Genomic DNA, 19,790 nt, shown 5'->3' with positions numbered 1-19,790 from the left:
CTTGACGTGCAGAGGTGGGGGCCGTGTCCGTTAGCGGATGTTGTTGGACCGAGCGAGCTTCTGCTCGATCTTCGTCCGGTAGGCGTGGTCGCGCCCGTAGCGCTCGTCACCCATGGCGGTCTGGACCTCGGCCCAGCTCGTGAACGTGTCAGAGGCATTGGCTGCTGGCTTGCCGCCGATCAGTGTCGGGTCCTTGCCATTGGCCGCTTCGTATTTGCTCTTGAGCTGTTCCATCGCGATGACGGCAGCGTTCACGTCAGCACCTTCGAATGACTTGTTGAAGGTTTCAATCTCGGCTGCCGGGATGGAGGTGGACGCCCATGCGAACATGCGGTCCATGCTTTCCTTGCCACCGGCTGCGGAGGTGATGCGCTGCGTTGCGATCTCGGCAAGCGCCTGCTGGCCAGCGATGTAGCTGTCGACGGTTGCGCGGTCGTGACCAATGGCCTCGGCTGTGGCGTAGTCGGCGTCGGTGAGCTTGCCGTCCTGAGCGAGGAACTTGGCGTTCAGGTCAGCGACAACCTCGGAGGCCTTCTTAGGGGTCTCGTCGGCCTTCTTCTCTTCCGGCTTGTCCTCGGCCTTGTCTTCCGGCTTGGGCTCTTCCTTCGGAGCGCCTAGCTTCTTCTCCAGTTCGGCATAGGCTTTAGCCATGTCCTCGGGAGACTGAAACTTGGGGTCGAGCCATTCGGGGCGGGCCGGCGCTTCAGCAGCAGCCTTCTCAGCGTCGATCTTGGCGCGAGCCTCAGCCTCGTTCGTAGGGGCAGCAGCAGCGGCAGCCGCGAGGGCAGCAGCGCTTTCGTCTGCGGTCGGCTGAGCAGCCTGGACCTGAATGGTCTCGACGCTCAATACGACACCAACGTGTTGCCGCTCAGGAGAACCTCATGGTTCGCCGGGGTCTTGTCCTTGGCTCTCGCCTTGGTCTTGGTTACCGGCTCTTTCGAAGCCTCCGGTGCAATCTCCGCTACCGGCTCGGGGGTCTGTGTTTCATCAGCCATTCTGTTCTCCTGTCGTGGCTTGTGAGGGTTGTGCGTCCTGCTTCATGCCCTCCTTGGCTATACCGCCCATCTGAGCGATTGCCTGGGGACCGAGCTGCTGGAGCATTTGCTGTTGCATGGCGGCTTGATCGGCTGCCTGGATTTCCTGATCCGTGCGGATGAGGCCACCCATGTCGATGCCAAGTGCAGCACCACGGCGCTTGAAGTACTCACCGAGGTTGACGTATCGGCCGATTGCTTCAGGGCCACCGAGTTGGGCGGCGCCAGCGAGGAAGCTGTCGAGGTTCTGCAGATCGTTGCCGCGACCGAGGGCGTCGAGGCCCGTAACGATGGTCGTGGAGGTGATCTCCTTGGGAAGTGGAGGCACCTTGCGAACGAACTCCATGCGCGCCTCGAACAAGCGGGCGACGGGGAGCTGGAACTCTTCAGCGAGCAGCGAATAGACGCCGCCGAGGCCTTGGTCGAGTTCGCCGGCCATGTACCGGATTTCCTCTGCCGTAACCCGCTCACCCTTCCGCTGGACGGAGGTGTTGAGGAGGAAGGCGAAGGAGAGCCGTTCGGTGAGCGATTGGATGAACCGCTCGGCCACAGCCATGTCGTTGGCCTTGTCGAGCCTGAGGGCCTGGATTTGGTTGATGTCACCTTGGACGAACCCACCATTCTCAGCCTTTGCCAGCTTCTCGACACGCACGTTAGCGTTCGGGCTGACGATCCAGACGACCTTTGCACCCTGCACAGTGCCGTCCCGTAATGCTTCGGTCAGGACGTCGAGGGAATTGAGGTCGCCAATGTACTCGTCAACGAAGCCGCGACCGTAGTCCTCGCCTTCCACATAGGTGAAACGCAGGGGCAGCCAGGGCAGCTTGTCCTTCGGGTATGATCCCGAGTACTCGCCGTCAATCTGGACGCCGTCGATCTCTTGGGTGACGAGGTATTGGCTGGAGGCGTCATCGAGCGTGATCAACGTGTAGACGTCGACCGTCGCTTCCTTGTCCTTCTGGGCAGCCTCAGTGTCTGGGCCGTTGATCTTGGACTTGATGTCCTCCGAAAGGGCAACGCGGGCAATCTGCTCCTTGATGACGATGTCGAGGACATTGCCAGCCGGGTCGCGATTGACCACGTAGGAGGTGAGCCTAAATCCGCGGGGTTTCCCCTTCTTCGGGATGAAGATCATGTAGTTGCCGGCCAGCACGAGTTGTCGGCAGGCTTCGAAGGCGACAGGCCTGAACATGGAACCGTTCATCTCACTGAGAACGGCGCGTTCACGGGCGCTAAGGGCCTTCTCGATCTCGCCCCTCTTGTCGTCGGCCTTGGTCAGGTCCTGGAGGGCGATGTCGTCAATTTCGTATTTGAAGAAAGGCGCGTTGATGGGGAACAGGCTCTGGCTCAATTTGGAAGCGAGGAACCTGAGGCCGCGAGCGCCGAGACCTTGGTTAGGCTCTACGAAGTCTGCAGACCCAGTCGTGCCCTCTTTGGGGAACAGGTATGGGACCGTCAGTTCAGCAGCCCGACGAGCCCGCTTGAGATACGGGTCTCTGTCGGTGACTAGCTGTTCGTAGAGTGCCTTAGCCGAGACAGTGATTGTCGGTTCGGCCAAGATTACTGCGGAATGTTGATGCCCGACCCACCGGTTCTAGCCAGCGGGATGGTCAGTGACTTGCGGCCACGGCGGGCAGCGTTTGCGTTCGCGCCTTCCTGATTGGCAGCGCGGGATGTTTCGTTCAGGACAGGGGCCAAAGGCTTGTCACTGGGCGGGGGAGGAGGTGGCGCGACGGGGTCGGCCTTCTCAATCTTGGGCTTGCTTAAGCACATCTGTGAGTAGGTCTTCTTCCTGATTGTGGAGGGCTGCTGCGAGGTGATTGATCACCCGCTGTTCTCCGATCAAAGCCCCAAGCTCACGGTCGGAAACCGATGGATCATCGGGAAGCTTGTTGCGAAATACCTGTCGAAGGTACGCCAGCAATTCCCGAGTGACTGGCGGAGGAGCCAGAAACCCCTCCGTAGTGCTAGTGGGCAACCTATTCACCGCCCACAATGCCTGTCACTTTGACCCGAAGGTCGTCGATAGTCCCATCGTTCTTCACCGTATGGGTCACCCAGTCTTCCCCGATACCGGCCTCAGCGGCGTGGCTCGAAGTCTTCCTACGGTGAACCTTTGGCTTGAGCCTGACGACGTCCCCGCCGATAGCCCGAACAGTCTCGGCCTCATTGTCGAACCGGCAGTCGTCGGTGACCACCGGGCCGGCGATGCTGTCGACCTTGCGAGCCCATGCGTTGATCCAGAAGTTCTGTCCCATGCACACGCGGCCCCACTCGGTCCCCAGGGTTTGCATTGCGTGACGCGGTGTGCAGCCGTTGAGGTATGGGCAGGGTTCCTCTTTCAGGTCTCCCTCGATCCGACGCTCGATCTCGACCTCGTTGGTCAAGCCGGCTGCCCGGTAGAATGCCCGCACCATATCCTTGAGCGGTCCAGCGAACTTGACGGGAGTGAACCCGTGTGTGTCCGCGAGGTGTGATCCTGCAACCGACTTGCCGGAACCCGCAGGCCCCGACAAGGCGATCAGACGATCAGCCATCAGATGAACCCGAGGGCTCTCAGGAGCTGGACCGAACCAGCCGAGTAGGTGTGCAGCACGTAGTGGCCACCGAGGGCCTCCCATGCTTCCCGGTTCACGGCACGGTCATCGACCAGAACGTCACCCGGCGAGCAGAACTGAGGCTTGTCGCTGGTCTGGCAGCAGATGACCTCGACGTCCTCACCGAGGTAGTGCTTTACCCAGGCCCGCTTCTGCAGCTCGACCGCTTCGGCACCTACCTTGGGGAGCGCCGTCAGGATCACCGGCTTGGCTTTCTTCACCGCGTTCCAGAGGGTCGGTGCGTCGGACTTCAGCGGCAGCGAGCCAAAGAAGTTGGGGTAGGCGTCGAGCTTCTCCCAGAACGCCTTAGGGCCGTGGATGAACTCCCACTTGTAGATGTTGTCGGTGCCGAGGATCAGGCCAGCGCCCAGGTCGAAATCAGCGAGAACGCCGTCGAGGTCGAGGTAGATGGTAGGCTTCACGGGGTCCAGAGGATCGGTTCCTTCTTTGCGTGGTCGTAGTCGTCGTTGTGGAGGATGCGGGCCAGTCGAGCCTGCAGGAGGGCGTCGTCAGCGGTCAGGCCGGCACGAGCGAACTGGTGGAGAACCACATCCCAGAGTGTTGGCACGTCGATCTCTTTCCAGCGGGTCTCGGTCTCGCCCTTGCGCTTGCCGCGCTCGATGGTGTGATCGTAGCTTTCAAGCCCGATGCGACGAACGAGAGCGTCCTTGGCGGTCACCGGTCCCATTCCTGGGCAGCCGGGATAACCGTCCGTGGTGTCGCCGGTCAGGGTCTGGGTGAGCCAGTTCAGCTCGGCCTCTTCCGGTGTGACCTTGACGATCTCGCCATTCCGATAGATCAGGCCGGGGATCGTCAGCATGTCCTTGTCTTGGGACACGATGACCTTCTCGCCCTTAATGATCCGAGGGTTGGTCGCGAGGATGCCCATGACATCGTCGGCCTCGATACCGGGCTTGAACTTCGCCCCGTGTTCCTCAATGAGCCAGCGCTTCACCTCATTGGTTCCAACTGGCTTGCGGGCGCGGCCCTTCTTGTAGCCATGGTAGAGCTGGTGGCGGAACGTCTCGCCTTTCGACAGGGTGATCACCGAAGCGTCGGCGTCGAGGTCCCGTTCAAGGCGCTTGATGGTATGGAGGATGGTGGCCTTAACTTCCTTGACGTCGCACGTCAGGGTCCATTCATCGTCGCCCCAGTCGGTCTCGACCTCAAGGGCAGCTCCAGTCGATACGACGAGGATGTCCCCGTCGATCAGCAGTGTTCTCAATTGTTCTCCTATTGGACTTCGGTGATGCGGACAGGGGCCACGATGTAGCGGTAGGCCCTGGTTGTGTGATGGTCTGCGACAACCCCTGCGGTGATCTTGCGGTCGAACACGTCAGCCTTGTTGATGTCCGCGCTGCGGGCTCTGAGACCGCCGAACATGCTCTGGAGGTAGTGGCCGGTGTCGATGTCCTTGACGACGTACCGGGACGGGGCTTCCTCTTGACCGCACCTGTCAGGTTGACCGTGGGCGGCAGCGTAGCAAACGCCGTACTCGTCGCAGCCCACGCCCATCGTGCAGGCCATCAGTCGATTTCCCTGATGCCGTATTTATTCGTCAGAGCTTCCTGCATCGCCTCCCGGTCTGCCTTCTGCAGCAACCCGGCGATGGAGCCCCCGTAGCATACCGGCTGCATCGTCTGGATGTAGCTCGAACCACTCGGTGCCGGCGATGCGATAGCCAGCCAGCAGCTCGTGAAGAACTGCTTCAGCTTGTTTCCGATCATCAAATCTCCTCGTTTCATGGAAGTAGTAGGCACGGTCAGGATCGTTGGTGTTGGCCTGACGGATGCGGTTCTTAAGGTCCTTCGCGAAGCCTGCCTTGCTTCGCCCAGGCCACGCAGGGTTCGCCATGATGTAGACGAACCCCGGCGCGTTCTGAGGGGCCTTAGTGTGTCTCGGCCCAGTTCGCTCCCACGACGGAGTTACCGGCGAGAGGGCAGCGGAACTTGTAGTACTCGCCAGCAAGTCGGATTGCGTCCTGCGCTTCCTTCCCCACCAGCTCTGCTTTGTCTTCATCGACCTCGATTTGCCACTCATCGTGGACGTTCACGACGAACTCGTAATGGACGCCTGGGACCAGCCCGAGCGCCTGAAGGTTGTTGTCTAGGATGACCAGAGCGCGCTTCATCTGGATGGCACCAGCGGACTGCAGGAGCGTGTTCAGTGAAGCGTGTGCCGAGCGCACCATGAGGATGCGACCGTCGAGCCCCTTGATCCAGCCTTGGGTCTTGGCCTTGCGCTGGACTGCCTCCGACAGCTTGCCGAGAGCCGGAAGTGCCGCGAGGAACTTCTGACGTGACAGCTTGCCGGCTGCGATAGCCTTGGCCTTCGACGAGGTGATCCCGAGGATGTTGCCCAGGTTCTCGTCGCCCGATCCGTAGATGAAGGCGTAGAACCAGACCTTGGCGACGTCTCTGCTGCACCCCAGCGCTTTCGCGTTGATGGTGTGCATGTCGGTGCCGTTGGCCTTGTTGCCTTCGAGGACCGTCTTGATGTACGCGCCACCGTCGTAGGCAGCCATGTAGCCGGCCAGATCACGCAGCTCCAACGCATCCGCGTCACAGCCAACGAGCTTCTTGCCTTTGCCAACCGTCCAGCATTCCCGACACTCGAAGCCGTATGGCAACTTCTCGCCGGTCTTCTTGTCGTAGATGCCGGGGACCTGGGCCATGTTCGGCTTGGAGTGGGTCATGCGACCCGTGACCGCGCCGTTGGTGGCTACCTTGCCGTGGACCCGACCGTTGACCTCATGCCGCAGCCAGGCCTCTTTGCCTTCCGCGACTTGGCCAATGCGCTTCTGAACGACGAAGTACTCGCAGAGGACCTTTGCAGACGGGTAGGAGAGACCTTTGAGCGTCTCGTCGTCGACCTTGGGGTGACCATCGGAGGTGAACTCCGTGGGCCTCCAGCCGAACAGCTTCCGCATACGGTCAGCGACGTCCTGCCGCGAACCCGGATTGAACGGGACCAGCTTGACCTCGGTGTAGGGCGCATCCGTCGAATAATGGATCTTCGGATAGATCGGCTTGCGGTTGCCTTCCTTGTCGAGCTTGGACTCGCCCTTCTTGTTCTTCTCGTAGCCGACCGGCTTGAGATGCTTCTGTTGGACTGAGCGATCGATAGTCGGGGTCTTCGGCCCGAGGTTGCGGAACCAAGGCTTGAACTCGGCCTGCAGCAACTTCTCCAGATCAGCCTTGCGCTGAGCCAGGGTGCCGTGAAGGTCCTGCACCTTGCGGAGATCGAGGACGAACCCGTAGGCTTCCTGACGGGCCACGATGCGGCGCACGTCATGTTCAAGCTGGATGCTCTCTTCCGAGAACCCCTTCTTGATCAGCTTCTGCCAGAGCCTGTCGGTGACCTCGACGTCCTGCTCGCAGTAGTCCTGCATGTCCTTGGACCAGTGGCCCCAGACGTAGTCGACTGCTTCCTGGCCGGTCAGCCCAAGCTCCTTAGCCTCGGCCTTCTTGATCTCGCCGTAGTCACCCTTCCAGATGCCCATGCGCTGGCCCCAGCTTTCCAGCGAGTGCCGAGCGAACAGGTGCTTCTTGATCCAACGCCCCATGCCGAGGCGCTTCTCTTGCCGGAAGTCGGCGTCCTTCATGTCGGCGTACATCAGCCGGGACATGATGATCGTGTCGCGAACCTTGCCCCTCGGCTTGAAGGCCGGGTAGAGCTTCTGGATCGCGGGGATGTCGAAGTCTTGGATGTTGTGGCCGACGATGACGTCAGCCTCTTGGAGAAGCTGGAGGCCGAAGGCGATGGAGTTGCCGGTGTCCCCGACGTACTCCTTGCAGCAGCTCCAGATTTGGCCGGTGTCTGTGTTCTTGATGACCAGCGAGTGGATCGTGGTCATCTCTGGGATCAGTCCGTTCGTCTCGATGTCGAAGACGAGGGTGGTCGAACTCATCAGCCCTTGTAGAAGCCCGGTACGAGCATCTGCGGCTGGCGCATCAAATCGATCTCGGCCTTAATCGCCATGTTCTCGTCGAGGAGCTTGGCCACCATCTTGTCGAGGTTGGCGTTCTCCCCCTCCAGCACCTTGACGCGCTGCTTGTCGGCCTGGGCCATCATGACCATGCCGGCGAGATCGTCGTTGTGTCGTTCGAGCTGCTTGTAGCGGTTGTAGAGCTGGCGCTTCTCTTCCTTCTCAGCGAGGAGGAGCTGCGTCAGGTTTTGGATGATCTGGTATTCCATTCATTACCTCTTGAATTGCTCCAACCACGTCCCTCCACGCTTCCGCGAACAGGACGATGGTGGCAGTTCTGCCTTGGAGGATTAGGCGGGAACCCTCGCGCCGAACGATCAGCGCTGAGGGGATGTTCTCGTTGGTGTGATCGAAGGTCAGATGTCCTGGCCCTCGCTCAGCCACACGTCGGGATAGTTGGTCGGCCCGACTTTCGAGCAGGGCAGATAGAGCCCCGCCCAGACCCGACATTCGTTTCCGGGTTGGGCTGTTGGGGGCCTGGGGTGATCGAACACCAAAGCCAGAACCAGCAGGGCTGAGAGGATCAACGCCCCAAGACCGAACCCGGGCTCGGGGTTAGAAAGGTGTCTCGTCATCGCTCTCATTCGAGAAGCCATGCGTCTCGGCATCCTTGTCTTTGAACGGGTCATCGTCGCGGACGAACAGGCGTCCGGTCTCGGAGTGGAACCCAAGGTTGATGGTCTTGCCGGTCGACCGTCCGGTGTAGCGATCCTTGAGGATGCGGAAGATGGTCGTGGTGGCGATGATGGGGTCTTCGTTCTGCTGGTCACGCTCCATGCCGAACATGAAGAAGGACCAGAAGCCGATTGCTCGGGAGCCCCTGAAGTGACGGATCATGACGCGCCCGCCTTCCTCGTGAGGTTTCCCATCGGGTGTCGCGAGGTGGCTGACGAAGTGGATGATGCAGCCCAGCTCGTTTGCGAGGCCGGCCATTTCCTTCATGATCAGGCCCAGCTCTTCGGCGTCTTCACCGAGGGCCGTCAGGTGGTCGAGGTAGATCAGCTTGATGCCGAGGCTCACCACCATGTAGCGGATGTGCCCCTTGACCAGCTCCCAATCGGTCTGCCCGAAGTTGTCGTAGAAGAAGACCTTCCCGTCCAACTCCTGGGCTGCCCGCGTCAGCTCGTCGGCTGTCCAGCCCCCATCGGGAACGTGGAACATCCTGCCAGCGATCTTGCCGGCCACGCGCTTGGCGGTCTCGACGGGCTTCTGTTCGAGGAAGATTGCCCCGACCGTCTGCTTCAGCTCGACCACATCGAACGCGATCTGCTGCATCAGGAAGTCCGTCTTGCCGATGCCGGTGCCGGCGCCAAAGCCATAGACCTCGCCGTCGCGCCGACCGTAGGTGAGCTTGGTCAGTTCCTCGAAGCACCAGGGCAGCCCGAAGGTGACCGGCTTGAGCAGCTCACCCATGATGTCCGACACCCCGACGAGACCGTCAGGGCGGTAGACCTTGGCACCCCAGATGGCGTCGATGGTCTCCTTGATGCGGCCCGCCATGAGCATCTCGTTGGCGTCCTTGAGAGGCAGCGAGGCGATCTTCAGCTTGCCCGGTGTGAACGGGATCAGCTTGCATTCGTCGACTGCCTTCTGGCCGGGATCGTCACCGTCGAACATGAGGACGATCTCCTCGAACTGCTCCAGCCATTGGAGGTTCTTACGGAGAGCCTTGGCCGCACCGTCGCAACCGTTGGGTATCGAGACGACAGGCCACTTGTGACCCTGCATCTGGCTGAGAGAGATCGCGTCCAGCTCGCCCTCGACGATGACGACGCGCTTGCCGCCATCGCGCCAGAGCCACTGGCCATAGAGGCACATGTCCTCCTTGTTGCCCTTGGACCGGAAGTCCTTTCCTTGGAAGCGGACCTTCTGCCAGACGAGTTGCTGCGCGCTGTTTCGGTAGTTGAACAAGCGGACGGGCTGGTCGTTCAGGATCGAACGGGTGAAGCCCCACTTCTGCGCGCTTTCGAGTGTGATGCCTCGGCTTGCCCAATCGGCGGGCTCGCCTGGGGGGACGAAATCTACGTTCCGGGGCGCTGCCGCCTCGGTCTGTTCTGTCATGTTATCTCCGGGTTCGTGGTGGCGGCAGCCAAAGCAGTAAGCGTGGCCGTCCGTGTACCGGGCGAGATTGTCGCGGGAACCACACTTTGGGCATGGCTCCTTGCGGAGAAACTCACTGTCGGTGTCGTGCATTCATCCTTGCGGTGGATTGTTCTGGAACTGCTGTTGCTGGCTGGTCATGAGGATGTATGCGGCCCGCTCTTCGGGGCTCATACGGCCCCACCGCTCGAGAAAGACGCGGGTGGCTTCCTGGCGGTAGGTTGCGAGGTAGGACTGGGTCATCGGCGGCGCATCGCCGGGTAGAGCTTGGCAAACTCATTGCGCAGCTTCGGGATCAGCGTTCGGGTGACGTGTTCCTCGAACTGCCGGCAGACCATCTCGAACAAGTGAGGGTGGTCCTGCTGGTTGATCAGGTCGCCGTCCCGCATGACGTAGCGGGCGCGGTAAGGCTCAGGACGCCACTCGATCTGGTAGGACTGGGTCATGTTCATCGGTTGGACCTCGACGGCGGCATCAAAGACACCGTGAGAGACCGGCCATGCGACCCGGCTGTAGAACTCCTTCTCCATGCCATCCATGTGCTTGGCCATCGCCTCGCAGCGGAGGTGGTAGTCGTGGATGGTCCGCATCAGGTCGGTGATCCGGGCCTCGTAGACCCGAGACATCGCGTAGACCTCGGACTGGGTCTTGCGCGGAAGGTACTTGTCGATCAGCTCGGTGACCGACGGATAGGACTTGGAGCCGGCCTCGCGACCGGTCCAAGCCTTGCTATCGAAGTTCAATCAGAACCAGCCGAGGATCGCGCCGAGCAGGAACACCGGGATGCCCACGATGCGGACGATCAGCATGGTCGTGAACGGTGAGCCCGAGGTGGCCGCGTGGATGACGTCGATCAGGTTGACGACCCAGCCGTAGAGCGCGGCGATGATCAGGGTGAGCTGGATGATGGCGACCGTCTTCATGATCAGGCGACCAGCTTGCGGATGCGCTTGGCGATCTTGTCGGCCTCGGCAGCGGCTTCCTTGGCGGCAGCCTGGGCAGCGACCTTCACGGCGATCTGGGCGTCGAGCAGCTCGGCCTTGACGTTGTGGTGTTCGACCACGGCGTCCAGCTCAGCGATGGCCTTGTTGAAGCCGGCGATGGCCTTCGAGGTCGACGGGGCGCGCTTGATGAAGTTCACGATGGAGGACAGGATGCTCATTTCTTCGCTTTCGTTTGGGTGTTGAGGATTGCGTTCAGGGCCTCCATGCGACCGGCAGTCGGTGGCTCGTCGATCCAGGCTTGGGGGATCGACTTGTCCGCATAGAGGAAGCCATGGGTCTCGCACCACATGGCGTAGGTGGTCTGGGACTGCTTGGAGATGCGGGTGCCTGAGCGGCTGAAGACCAGCCTGATGTCGAGATCAGGGTTCTGCTCTTTGATCAGCTTGTGCTTCTGGCGATCCGCCGTGACGAACTGCCCCTTGGTCTCCACGATGATGCCGTTGTTGAGCAGGCGGAAGTCAGGTGTGTACTTCGCCAGTCGGGCCGGTATCTCGTAGGTGATTTTGAAGCTCTCGTAGGTGTAGCGGACGGACGCGGTGTCCAATTCCCCTGCCACCTTATCTTCGAGACCCGAGCGGAACCCCTTGGCGACAGCGATCTGCCGCGTTGAGGTCCGCTTCGGGAAACTGCGTCGTGCCAAGGCTTAGAAGTCGTCTTCGCCTGCCGGGGCCTTGCCGCCCTCGGAGCCAGCGTCGGACTTGTCCTCGCCTTCGTTCTCGTCAGCGAACTCGCTCGGGTCATAGCCGTAGCCGTCCTCTTCACCGAAGCCGTGGCTGTCAGCGGAGCGCGAACCGTTCGACACGAGGTCGATGATCTGGACGCCGTTGAGCATCAGCTTGAGGCCGGCAGCAGCCGTGCCGGGGATGAAGTAGGACGAGACCGCGAAGGACACCTTGCCCTCGGAACCGCCCCAGATGTTCGGCAGCTTGCCAGCCATCTTCTTGCCGCGAGCGTCGTAGATATCGGGAGCCGACGTCCACTTCTTGCCCTCGCGCGGACCTTTCTTCACGACACCGGAGGCCTTCTTGGTGAACTTGAGGCAGACCTCGCCGGTCTCTTCCTCGGTCTCCTTGTCGTACAGGGTCTCGAACAGCGAGTTCATGACCGGGCCGGTGATGTTCTTCTTCTCGAACTCCTTACGGGTCTTGACGCTCAGCTCAGCGAACGCCTTCTCGGCATCGCGGCGGGCTTCCTCGTAGAGGTCGTTGAGGGTGACGCCATCCTTGTTCTTGGTGGCCAGGAACTTGTCGAGCGTGTCGGTGCTCATTTTGCCCTTCAGGCTGTATTCGCCATCCGGCTTCGGGAAGTCCTTGTTGCCGTAATCCGGCTCGGTGAGCTTCGGGTAGACGAAGACCACGCGCGGGGACGTGAAAGAGGGGAGCTGCTTCTTCTTGGTATCGTTTGCCATTGTGCGATTGTCTCGTGAGTGGAGGGATTTAGACGGAGTAGTGGCGTTCAAGTGCTTCGACGTCGAAGCCCAGGTCGGTCAGCTTGATGAAGAGATCGACCGGCAGCGGCCGACCGCGCTTCCAGTGAAACTTGGCGAGGGTCAGGTAGCTCATGCGGTGACCTCGTGCTTCAGGACCAGCTCGACAGCCTCAGGGAACTTGTCGATGATCTTCTCGACCGTGGCGTTGATGCCGAGGCCGAACCGGACGTACTGGGTCAGCACGTCGTGGATGTCCGAGGTGTTCACAGTGACCGACTTGACCTGACCGAACGGGGTCTTCTTGGCCTTGCCGGTCTTCGCGGGCTCAACCGGGGCGAACCGGGTGACGAGGTAGGCACCGGCCACGCCGTCGAGGCGGACGTACCTGCCGTCAAAAGAGGTCACGATGTAGGTGGCGTTCTGGCTCAGTCTGTAGTGCGAGCCGGTTGCGCGGATGCAACGGACGGTGTCGCCTGCTTTGATCTTGCTCATTTCAGTTCGCCTTTCATGTATGCGTCGATGCCACGGAACTCGGCGCGCTTGCCGTCGTCCCCGTTGATGAGGTTCTTGGTGACCGTGAAGGCTTCCTGAGCAGGAATGCCGAGGTGGTCTGCGAGGGTGAGGAAGACTGCTGCTGCGCCCATGATCTGTATCTCGGGGCGGAAGTCCTGCAGTCGGTCGAGGACAGTCATGGACGCCATGGCGACGTCGCGGGGTGTGGCCGTGTTCAACACGTCACGGTTAAGCCGGGGCATGTGGGTCTTTCCAGTTTGCGGAGATGAAGGTGAGGATGATTGCGATGGCGATGATCGCCGTGGCCCATTCGATGCTCATCGACCGAACAACAAGCCGCCGATGGTCCAGCCAATCCAGAAGCCAAGCGGGATCATGATCATCTGGAGTGCGAGGGATAGGAGGAACTCTTCACCGGTCATGCGGCTGCCCTCCGGTTGCGGAAGGTGGCCTTGCGCTGTTCCTTCTTGCCGAAGTAGCCGTTCTCCTTCAGGCCCTCGATCAGGCTCTTGCGAACCTCATAGCGGTCGGTCTTGGAGGCGGCAGCCAGGTCAACGTTAACCGAGCCGACAGTGATGTCCTGATGGGCAGCACCCATGCGGATCGTGATGTTCTGCTTCATGTGTGAAATCCTTCGAGAATGTTTCGTAGGGCTAGTGGGCAACCTAACCATGCACCGAGGGGATATTCCCATCAGTGCAACGATCTAGGCAAAGAAGAAGTCTGATTGCAGGACCAGTGAGAGGTCCAAAGCTCCTTTCGATGGAAGTTCCTCGAACGCCCCAATGTTCGGGGCCACGAGTGTTTGCTGGACAAGCTCATCGCGGAGCTTAGTGAGCGGGTCTGCCCTGTACATCTCGACGAACACCTTGCGGAGGGTCGAGGCCAGCAGCGTGGTATTGCAGGCGTGGGTGCCATAACTGTCGTGGATCATGGCGAAGGAGGTGATACCCCGGTCGTCCAGCTCGTCGACTGTGAGGATCATGGCCGAGGCGTCCAGAGAGTGGACATTGTTCGGGCTGACGGACGTCGCCTGCTTGGACACGTCGATCAGGTCGGTCTCTTCGTAGGCCCTCATGAAGACCAACGACCCGCCAATCTTCGTCTTGATCCGGCGAGGCTTCATGTCGACGTAACCCTGGTAGGCCACGAAGCCAGAAGGCGTCGTCCAGTGCATCGGGAGGTTCTCCTTGGCCATCGTTCTGGCCGTCTTCTGGAGCCACCCCATGGCTTCCCTTGCCGCGATGACAACGTCACCGATGCTGTCCCAGATGATGCTGGACAGGAACCCAATGGCCTTCTTCAGGTCGTCCCCGAGGTTGTGGACGTAACCGCCAGCGATCTTCGCCTTCACCGCCTCATCGACGTATTTCAGGCAGGATCGTGGCGTTCCCCCGTAGGGAAGGACCATGACTGGCCGCTTGGTGATCTTGCGGTCGATCCCCATGGTGAGCCATTCGTAGGCCCATCGTCCCCTTTCTGCATCAGTCCCTTCAGTGGAGAGGATTTGACGCAGTTGTTCCATCACACGGTCAGCGACCACCTGATAGATGTCCTGCGGCTTGGCAGCCGGGATCAGGTTCACAGCCCGCCCGCCGACACTGTCGAGGAGCATGGCAGAGAAGTGCTGGAGCCCATTGCAGGAGCCGTCCAGGGCGATAGGAAGATGCGAGACGAACCCTTCCTTGTCGTCGGTGCCCATCATCGCAGACCACTCGAAGCAGAACGCGAGGAAGCACCACGGCTTGTCAGCCTCGGTCCACCACAGGTGCCCATACGGGTCCTGCGCGCTCAGGAGGATGTTGATCCCGTTCTGGTGGACCCACCCAACCCGCTCATCGAACCCAACCTTGTCGACGCCGAACGTGTTCGCCCCGTGGATGGCCAGCCAGCGCTCGCCGTCGTCCCCAAGAGGCTTCCCCTCAGCGAACCGCAGCAGGGCCTTCACCGGGTCACTGCCCTGCGGATGCAGGACCAGCGGCACCGGATAGGCGCGGCCACGGAAGTCCAGGTTGTGCGGGAAGTAGATCGCCCGCTCGCCACGAAACCGCTCAGCGAGGCCCAGCAGGGTCTCCTGATGGAGCCGATCCTGACGGAGCTGGAGGTTCAGCGAGTAGACGTCTCGGGCTGCCCACTTCCACTCTTTGAATTGCTTCTGGAGGTGGGGCGGGAGGTCGATGATCTTGGCGTCCTCGGGCACTCCTGCAGGGCGCTCGGGCTTCTGGCTATCCCCAGGCACAAGGCCGGCGATGCCCTCATTGGACTTGGCCAGCTCAGCCATGACGTCGAGGACCGCACCGTTGATCTGCCACGGCGTCCGCTGGATGGCGTTCAGGCCCTTTAAGAGGACCGACTTGTGCTGCGCCTCGGCCAGCTTGCGCTTGAGTAGCTCGAACTGCTTCTTGCTTGCCCTGCGGACGAGCTGAAGGGGCCGGTCGAGGTCGGTGTAATAGCCCCCACCCGAGAGCCCGGTCCAGTCCTTCGGCCGGATCAGCATCGGCAGGAAGTCGGGGAACAGGTGTTCGCCACCCCTGATGGACTGGTCTATCCACGCCATGGCGCGCTCGGTCAGGTGGACGAGGTATTGGTCCCTCGGGGCGTTCTTGTCGCCACCCTCGTGTGCCTGCTGGATCATGGTCAGCCCAGTGTTCTCCCCGAACAGCTCGACCAGCTTGATCCCGAGGTGGATCATTTCGACGCGGCTCCAGCGATCCCACGGGATGTTGTGCTTGCCCATGGCGAAGGTCAGGACGACCGCCTTGTGCTGCTCGGTCGCGCCATCGTCGGACAGCTTGCGCAGCTCGTAGTCGAACCGCTCCTTGTCCTTCTTGCGGAACTCGGTGAAGCGGGCTTCCAGCTCGACCGCACGGGCAACCGCCACGGCCAGCGTCATGAGAACCGGAGAGCGCGGCTTCATCATGCGCCCGAGGATGGCCCTGCAGGCGAGGTATGAGACCACGTTGGGGTCCATGTCCTTGATCAGCTTCGCGGCGGTGGCGCGCGGCCCAGGACGACCCGAGTACACCTCGTCGATAAACCGCGTGATGCCCGCTGAGACGGGACCGACCACGCTTTCGAGGATCGAGCGCCCCGTATCCGTCTCATAGCCGCGCTCCTTGTCGACGTTCTTGCGGACCCGAGAGAGATAGCGCTCTCTCCCGAGGCCCGACATTTCAATCTCCAGCTCGATCTGCCGCTGGAGGAGGTGGTCGTGGTGCGTCATTCACCTTCCTTTTCTGGTCGCAATCGCGGGCCACGAATTTCAGGTGAAATCCGTTGCGGTAATGGGAAAAATGAGTTCTGGGGCCTGACCCGTCGCAAAGGCGTAGGGGGTGGAGGCATTAAGGCGGAGGTTAATCTCGCTGGACGTGCGGCTTAAGAGGCCTTGCGAACGTCCTCGACCTTGAGGCAGGGCTTCACACTGTGAATGATGCGATGGCAACTGGCACAGACCATTGCCATGTCTTCCACTCTTGTAACGCTGTCCGGCTGAAGCTCTTCAATAGGAATTTTGTGGTGGGCCTCGATGCAGCGCTCTCCATTAGGCCCATAGAACACGATAGGGTCGAGTTTGCATGCCTCACAGACGAGATGTCCGCCATTCTTATCCCTGAAATGCTTCTTCGCCATTATGGCGAATGCCCTATCTCGCTCTTTGTACGCATGAATGCGGGTTAGCATTCGGCCCTCGATACCCACAATGCCCTCTTCGATGTCGGTCTCTGGTTTCGCATAAGCCTCTTCCAACACAACTGCGGAACCAGCATTCGTTTTGCCAAAGATTTCTGCTTGTCGGTTGACAACGAGATCAGCCGCAGCGCGAATGACAGTCGAGTTGACGCCCTTCATGATTTCTATGCCATGGGCCTCAATGGCGTCAGCCAAATCAGGATGAATGGCCTTGATGTTCTCGATTTGGGCGAGGTCGGCAGCAATCGCCGTAAGTCGATCCTGAAGATCGATCTGAACATGCGAATGGAGGATGGAGACCCGAAGAGGGGCTAGGGTCGCGGTTATCCCGTCGTCGTCGATGATATCGAAGTCCATGTCGTCCATTACGAACGCCTTGTTCTCAAGCGGAAATACAACGGCGGGGTTTAAGTCCTCCCGTGCAGGCTCAGGGAGTCGGGCAACCGCCATAATAAGTTGTGGAAGATGAAATTTCCGCCGGTTGTTTTTCTCGGCCTTCCGTAGGCGAGGCTTTCCCTGCGCCTTTACGCCCATCACTTCGGCCGGAATCGTCAGCCCCAGCGGCTCGAAAAACACATCGATCCACCTGTCTTCCAGCGTATCGGCGGGTACGTACTCGAACTCCCCCCGGCCACCGGATGATCTCCAACGAACCGTGCAATTGGCCACTGTTTAGCCTTTGTATGGTTGATTCCAGCATCTACAATAACAACCATTGGGTGATTCTTCGACTGGTTCCTAGCCGTTGACGAAAGGACGCCTGACGCGTACCGTCAAAGATGTTCATGATGTGTTCCAAATGGGAGTCGCGCTCTGTCCTACAAGATCGCCTCATTCTTCTCCGGGATCGGAGGGCTCGACCTGGGATTGGAGCGCGCTGGCTTCAGTCTGCAATTCCATTGCGAGGTAAAGCCGTTTTGTCGGGACATCCTGAAGCAACACTGGCCCGACGTAACCGTTGACGATGACATCAGGAAGCTCGATGACACAAAAATCCCTGACGCTGATATCTGGGCAGCAGGATTTCCCTGCCAAGACCTCTCGCTTGCGCGAATGGGGCCAAGATCTGGGCTTCGAGGGGTCCAATCTGGACTCTTTCACGACTTCATGCGGCTCGTTCGAGGACGTACTCCACGAGCCATTATCCTCGAAAACGTGCACGGGCTTCTCTCTAGTCACGGAGGACGCGACTTCACAATCGTACTCCAGGCGCTGGACGAACTCGGGTACGGTGTGGCGTGGCGTGTGCTTAACAGCAAGGATTTCGGAGTCCCCCAACAGCGCCGTCGCGTCTACATTGTTGCCATGCATCGAGACCAGCGAGGTCCCGGAGAAGTACTTTTTGAGCCCCAATGCGGCGACTGGAATCTTAAGAAGGGTAGACACGATGAAAAGAAATCTGCCTCCCTCTTTCAGACAATCATTGGAGATGCTCGCAAAGGCCCGCTCGTAAAGAGCATTGCCCACTGCATCTACGCGGAGTCGGCCCGCCACACCGGCACCGATTGGTCGCGCAATTATGTGTGGTATCCCGATGGCCGGGTTCGTCGGTTCACGCCCAATGAGGTTGAACGCGTCCAAGGCTTCCCGGTTGACTGGACGCTACCGCGCCACTTTGATGGACGGCAGGCGGATAGGGTCGACAGCCTCCGCTATCATGCAGTCGGGAACGCTGTCACGCCGCCAGTGGCCGAGTGGGTTGGTACACGGCTGATGGCCGTGATGCGTCGTCAAGATCAAGACAACATCAGAGCGCTTGCTGCCGCCGAATAACCTGCCGTACCGTTTCTCGGTAAGCGTGGAGGAAGCTGGTTGGTCGATCAAGTGTCAGTCGAGCGCCGCTCTGCGGTCATGGCTCGAATAAAGGGGTCCAATACAGGCCCCGAGTTGCGCACGCGTAAGGCCGCGCACGCGATCGGATTACGCTTCCGTCTTAATCGCACCGACCTTCCTGGGAAGCCCGACCTGATATTCCCCAAGCATAGGATTGCTTTGTTCGTCCACGGCTGTTTCTGGCATCAGCATGCCGGTTGCAGGAGGGCTTCGGTGCCGAAGTCCAGCACTGAGTATTGGCACAAGAAACTCCGTCGGAATGTAGAACGCGATGCGCAGGTGATCCCAGCCCTTGAGCGATTGGGGTGGCGAGCAGTCGTCGTCTGGGAGTGCGAGACCAAAGACCCAAGCGTCCTATCAGGCATTCTTGAGGATATTTTCAAGCTTTCTGACGCGCGCTAAAGCGGCAGCTTTCTTCACAGTTCCCACAACTTTTCCCACATATGCCGGTTTCCCGCAATATCCGTTGCACGCGTGGAGGGGTTATCTCTGGCGTGCAAAACCCCGGCGCAAACCGGGGAATTGCAAGGCATTGATGGGTTAGTTGCGAGGGTGCAATGGATCAGGACGGGATTTTAAGTCCCTTGCGTCTACCAATTCCGCCACGTCCGCAGGCCAGCCCTTTTCAGACGCCTGACACAGGCCGTCAAGTCATGTTGTTGAGCGTTCGACGAACGTGCAAACAGACGGGGCGACTTGATGATACTGGCGCGATCACGGAATTATCGGCGGGGCGGGTAATGGTAGGATGCGTGTGGTGGATTTGATCTGCCAAGGCCGGCGCCTCTCAGGCCCAACCCATTCCCCCCGCCCACTGGGAGCGTCGGCCACCCTTCCATGAAAGAGCCTTTGAGTGGTTGCCTGGTCCGGCAGCGTCGCGATTGTGGCCCTGCTCAGAACTTGTAGCTCAAATTGATGCCTACCGTGTTGAGCTTCACGTTCTGATCGCGATCGTTGAAGGGTTCCGCCACGTCGTAGTGCTCGGAGCCGAAATCATAGTAGCGATACTGTGCGCCGACGACGAACTTGTCGGTCAACGCGTAGTCGACGCCGGCACCCACGGTCCAGCCGACATTCGTGCGCGTGCTGGCGAACGCCGGACCCGCGACTTGCGATGTTTCGATGCCGGCAAAGGCGACGCCGCCAATGCCGTAGACCAGCAGGCGATCCATGGCGTAGCCGGCCTTGGCGTTGACCGACCCGAACCACTTGATGTCGGTGCCGAATGTGCTTCCCAGCGCCGATACCGTCGTGCCGCCGACCGAGGAATAGTTGAGGTCCGCCTCGGCGCCGAGCACCGCCTGGTTGAACTGCAACAGGCCTGCGACATGGCCGCCGACAAAACCGCCGTCAATGTCGGGCGCGATGGAAAACGGCGCGCCTTCTGTCACCGATATATCGGATTGGCCCCAGCCATAGCCGGCCTGCAGACCAGCGTAGTAGCCGGTCCAGTCGAAGCCGGGCGCGGTCATAGGCACGTCGACCGTTGGGTCGGCTGCAAAAGCCGGCACGGCCAGAACGGCGAGAAAACCGGCACTTGCGACTATCAGTCGACGCATCGAACTCCCCAAATGACGATTCAGAAAGATCCTCGCCAGAAGG

General features: G+C 60.3%; 26 protein-coding genes. 2 read left to right on the top strand and 24 right to left on the bottom strand.

The genetic code is table 11. The features are described from left to right. Positions 1–30: 30 nt before the first annotated feature. The 23 genes from NKJ11_RS24590 to NKJ11_RS24480 form a co-directional block, all read right to left on the bottom strand. Positions 31–846 carry a capsid assembly protein gene (locus tag NKJ11_RS24590; RefSeq protein WP_352794482.1) on the bottom strand — a complete coding sequence of 272 codons (816 nt, stop codon included), beginning with the start codon at positions 844–846 and terminating at the stop codon, positions 31–33. Then, a complete protein-coding gene (locus NKJ11_RS24585) occupies positions 843–995 on the bottom strand; it encodes a hypothetical protein (RefSeq protein WP_352794480.1) in 153 nt (50 codons plus the stop codon). The genes NKJ11_RS24590 and NKJ11_RS24585 overlap by 4 nt, the downstream gene beginning before the upstream one ends. Next, positions 988–2,592 carry a portal protein gene (locus NKJ11_RS24580; protein WP_352794478.1) on the bottom strand — a complete coding sequence of 535 codons (1,605 nt, stop codon included), beginning with the start codon at positions 2,590–2,592 and terminating at the stop codon, positions 988–990. The genes NKJ11_RS24585 and NKJ11_RS24580 overlap by 8 nt, the downstream gene beginning before the upstream one ends. A gap of 421 nt (positions 2,593–3,013) precedes the next feature. Then, on the bottom strand, positions 3,014–3,571 hold the full coding sequence (locus NKJ11_RS24575; protein ID WP_352794477.1) for a deoxynucleotide monophosphate kinase family protein: 558 nt from the start codon (positions 3,569–3,571) through the stop codon (positions 3,014–3,016). Beyond that, complete coding sequence (locus NKJ11_RS24570; protein WP_352794475.1) at positions 3,571–4,053, bottom strand: hypothetical protein; 483 nt, start codon at positions 4,051–4,053, stop codon at positions 3,571–3,573. The genes NKJ11_RS24575 and NKJ11_RS24570 overlap by 1 nt, the downstream gene beginning before the upstream one ends. Then, positions 4,050–4,856 carry a hypothetical protein gene (locus NKJ11_RS24565; RefSeq protein WP_352794473.1) on the bottom strand — a complete coding sequence of 269 codons (807 nt, stop codon included), beginning with the start codon at positions 4,854–4,856 and terminating at the stop codon, positions 4,050–4,052. Before NKJ11_RS24565 ends, NKJ11_RS24570 begins: the two co-directional genes overlap by 4 nt. Before the next feature lie 8 nt (positions 4,857–4,864). Then, a complete protein-coding gene (locus NKJ11_RS24560; RefSeq protein WP_352794471.1) occupies positions 4,865–5,158 on the bottom strand; it encodes a hypothetical protein in 294 nt (97 codons plus the stop codon). 24 nt (positions 5,159–5,182) lie between these two features. Next, on the bottom strand, positions 5,183–5,485 hold the full coding sequence (locus NKJ11_RS24555; RefSeq protein ID WP_352794469.1) for a GIY-YIG nuclease family protein: 303 nt from the start codon (positions 5,483–5,485) through the stop codon (positions 5,183–5,185). A 34-nt stretch (positions 5,486–5,519) separates the two neighbouring features. Then, on the bottom strand, positions 5,520–7,541 hold the full coding sequence (locus NKJ11_RS24550) for a DNA polymerase (RefSeq protein WP_352794468.1): 2,022 nt from the start codon (positions 7,539–7,541) through the stop codon (positions 5,520–5,522). Next, positions 7,541–7,828 carry a hypothetical protein gene (locus tag NKJ11_RS24545; RefSeq protein ID WP_352794467.1) on the bottom strand — a complete coding sequence of 96 codons (288 nt, stop codon included), beginning with the start codon at positions 7,826–7,828 and terminating at the stop codon, positions 7,541–7,543. The genes NKJ11_RS24550 and NKJ11_RS24545 overlap by 1 nt, the downstream gene beginning before the upstream one ends. 346 nt (positions 7,829–8,174) lie before the next feature. Beyond that, positions 8,175–9,680 (bottom strand): toprim domain-containing protein, encoded by a 1,506-nt coding sequence (locus tag NKJ11_RS24540; RefSeq protein WP_352794465.1) that lies wholly within the window; start codon positions 9,678–9,680, stop codon positions 8,175–8,177. A gap of 132 nt (positions 9,681–9,812) precedes the next feature. Then, complete coding sequence (locus NKJ11_RS24535) at positions 9,813–9,962, bottom strand: hypothetical protein (protein WP_352794463.1); 150 nt, start codon at positions 9,960–9,962, stop codon at positions 9,813–9,815. Further along, positions 9,959–10,462 carry a hypothetical protein gene (locus NKJ11_RS24530; protein ID WP_352794462.1) on the bottom strand — a complete coding sequence of 168 codons (504 nt, stop codon included), beginning with the start codon at positions 10,460–10,462 and terminating at the stop codon, positions 9,959–9,961. The genes NKJ11_RS24535 and NKJ11_RS24530 overlap by 4 nt, the downstream gene beginning before the upstream one ends. Further along, entirely contained in the window at positions 10,463–10,642 is a 180-nt protein-coding gene (locus tag NKJ11_RS24525; protein ID WP_352794461.1) for a hypothetical protein, read from the bottom strand. Positions 10,643–10,644: 2 nt separating this feature from the next. Then, complete coding sequence (locus NKJ11_RS24520; RefSeq protein WP_352794459.1) at positions 10,645–10,881, bottom strand: hypothetical protein; 237 nt, start codon at positions 10,879–10,881, stop codon at positions 10,645–10,647. After that, the gene (locus NKJ11_RS24515) at positions 10,878–11,363 is read right to left on the bottom strand and encodes a hypothetical protein (protein WP_352794457.1); all 486 of its coding nucleotides are present in this window, start codon (positions 11,361–11,363) and stop codon (positions 10,878–10,880) included. Before NKJ11_RS24515 ends, NKJ11_RS24520 begins: the two co-directional genes overlap by 4 nt. Before the next feature lie 3 nt (positions 11,364–11,366). After that, positions 11,367–12,131: a hypothetical protein gene (locus NKJ11_RS24510; RefSeq protein WP_352794456.1), complete on the bottom strand. Its 765-nt coding sequence runs from the start codon at positions 12,129–12,131 to the stop codon at positions 11,367–11,369. A 28-nt stretch (positions 12,132–12,159) separates the two neighbouring features. Then, complete coding sequence (locus NKJ11_RS24505) at positions 12,160–12,285, bottom strand: hypothetical protein (RefSeq protein ID WP_352794454.1); 126 nt, start codon at positions 12,283–12,285, stop codon at positions 12,160–12,162. Next, positions 12,282–12,644: a hypothetical protein gene (locus NKJ11_RS24500; RefSeq protein ID WP_352794452.1), complete on the bottom strand. Its 363-nt coding sequence runs from the start codon at positions 12,642–12,644 to the stop codon at positions 12,282–12,284. The genes NKJ11_RS24505 and NKJ11_RS24500 overlap by 4 nt, the downstream gene beginning before the upstream one ends. Continuing rightward, positions 12,641–12,907, bottom strand: coding sequence for a hypothetical protein (locus NKJ11_RS24495; protein ID WP_352794450.1), 267 nt, complete (start codon positions 12,905–12,907; stop codon positions 12,641–12,643). The genes NKJ11_RS24500 and NKJ11_RS24495 overlap by 4 nt, the downstream gene beginning before the upstream one ends. A gap of 176 nt (positions 12,908–13,083) precedes the next feature. Then, a complete protein-coding gene (locus tag NKJ11_RS24490) occupies positions 13,084–13,287 on the bottom strand; it encodes a hypothetical protein (protein WP_352794449.1) in 204 nt (67 codons plus the stop codon). An 84-nt stretch (positions 13,288–13,371) separates the two neighbouring features. Further along, positions 13,372–15,888 carry a DNA-directed RNA polymerase gene (locus NKJ11_RS24485; RefSeq protein ID WP_352794447.1) on the bottom strand — a complete coding sequence of 839 codons (2,517 nt, stop codon included), beginning with the start codon at positions 15,886–15,888 and terminating at the stop codon, positions 13,372–13,374. 152 nt (positions 15,889–16,040) lie between these two features. Next, the gene (locus NKJ11_RS24480) at positions 16,041–17,024 is read right to left on the bottom strand and encodes an HNH endonuclease (protein ID WP_352794446.1); all 984 of its coding nucleotides are present in this window, start codon (positions 17,022–17,024) and stop codon (positions 16,041–16,043) included. A gap of 198 nt (positions 17,025–17,222) precedes the next feature. Between NKJ11_RS24480 and NKJ11_RS24475 the strand changes: the two genes are divergently transcribed. Beyond that, positions 17,223–18,128 carry a DNA cytosine methyltransferase gene (locus NKJ11_RS24475; RefSeq protein WP_352794444.1) on the top strand — a complete coding sequence of 302 codons (906 nt, stop codon included), beginning with the start codon at positions 17,223–17,225 and terminating at the stop codon, positions 18,126–18,128. 51 nt (positions 18,129–18,179) lie between these two features. Beyond that, complete coding sequence (locus NKJ11_RS24470) at positions 18,180–18,590, top strand: very short patch repair endonuclease (protein WP_352794540.1); 411 nt, start codon at positions 18,180–18,182, stop codon at positions 18,588–18,590. Positions 18,591–19,081: 491 nt separating this feature from the next. Here NKJ11_RS24470 and NKJ11_RS24465 read toward each other — a convergent pair whose 3' ends face one another. Then, a complete protein-coding gene (locus NKJ11_RS24465) occupies positions 19,082–19,747 on the bottom strand; it encodes an outer membrane protein (protein WP_352439913.1) in 666 nt (221 codons plus the stop codon). Positions 19,748–19,790: the final 43 nt, after the last annotated feature.

It is taken from the genome of Mesorhizobium sp. M0243, from assembly GCF_040321775.1.
Classification (GTDB): domain Bacteria; phylum Pseudomonadota; class Alphaproteobacteria; order Rhizobiales; family Rhizobiaceae; genus Mesorhizobium.
This window is presented reverse-complemented; position numbering and strand designations above follow the sequence as displayed.